This window comes from Mesorhizobium sp. M7A.F.Ca.CA.002.05.1.1 (assembly GCF_003998335.1).
Lineage (GTDB): Bacteria > Pseudomonadota > Alphaproteobacteria > Rhizobiales > Rhizobiaceae > Mesorhizobium.
Window position 1 is genome coordinate 1 of the sequence record NZ_RZQI01001243.1, and the last position, 1,308, is coordinate 1,308.

A 1,308-nucleotide genomic window follows, 5' to 3' on the forward strand; every position below is an offset into this window, starting at 1 on the left:
GTCCAGGGCAAGCTCGACATTCCGTCCTCGACGCTGTCGCATCACCTCAAGCGGCTGGTCGACACCGGTCTGGTGACGCAGGAGCGGCAAGCGACGACGCTGATCTGCCGCGCCAACTATCCCGGCATGAATGCGCTGATCGGCTACCTCGCCGACGAGTGCTGCGCCGACGCCGCCTGCGCGCCCGCCGCCGGCAAAGCGCTGGCTTGATTTTTTTGCGCTTATAATTCGAACATACCGGAAGGATGGAACCTATGGACATGATGGCAAACCTTCCCGTCGCGGTGATCGGCGCCGGCCCGGTCGGGCTGGCAGCCGCGGCGCATCTGGTCGAACGCGGCATCACTCCGCTCGTCCTGGAACGCGGCGAAAGCGTGGGTGCGGCGCTGCTCGATTGGGGACATGTGCGGGTGTTTTCGCCATGGAAATATAACATCGATGCGGCGGCGCGGGCGCTGCTCGACCGCTCCGGCTGGACGGCGCCGGATAGCCAGGGCCTGCCGACCGGCGGCGAGATCGTGCGCGATTATCTGGCGCCGCTTGGCCGGCTTCCCGCGATCGCCGCCAATTTGAAGCTAGGCGCCGAGGTCACCGCGATCACCCGTCAGGGACACGACAAGGTCGCCAATGATGGCCGCAAGGACGCGCCCTTCGTCATCCGCTATCGCGATACCGGCGGCGAACACCGCGTTCTCGCGCGCGCGGCCATCGACGCGTCCGGAACATGGTGGCGGCCAAATCCGATCGGCGTCGACGGGCTGCCGGTTGTCGGCGAAGGCGAGGCGTCGGCACGCATCGCCTATGGCATTCCCGACGTGGTCGGCAAGGCGAGAGAAGACTATGCGGGCAAGCGCATCCTGGTCATCGGCGGCGGGCACTCGGCCATCAACGTCGCATTGGCGCTGATGGAGTTGCAGGATGCGGCGCCTGGCACCGAAATCTTCTGGGCGCTGCGCCACGCCAGCATCGAGAGACTGCTCGGCGGCGGGCTGAACGACCAGTTGCCGGAACGCGGCGCGCTTGGATTGGCGGCCAGGCAGGCGATGGCGGATGGCAGGCTGAACATGCTGGCGCCCTTCGCCGTCAACGGCATCGAGAGACAAGGCGAGGGCCTCGTGGTCGACGCCAACCTGGGTGGCAAGCCGTTCAACCTGGCCATCGACCGCATCGTCGTCACCACCGGCTTCAGGCCAGACCTGTCGTTCCTGAGCGAAATCCGCATCGCGCTCGATCACGCCGTCGAAGCGCCGCCGGCACTGGCGCCACTGATCGATCCAAACTACCACTCATGCGGCACGGTTCCGGCGC

General features: G+C 66.5%; 2 protein-coding genes. Both read left to right on the forward strand.

Translation table 11 applies throughout. The features are described 5' to 3' along the window. On the forward strand, nt 1-210 hold a 210-nt coding region (locus EN939_RS34530), incomplete at its 5' end, for an ArsR/SmtB family transcription factor (protein WP_164751527.1). Nucleotides 211-254: 44 nt separating this feature from the next. Continuing rightward, on the forward strand, nt 255-1,308 hold a 1,054-nt coding region (locus EN939_RS34535), incomplete at its 3' end, for an NAD(P)-binding domain-containing protein (RefSeq protein ID WP_127271862.1).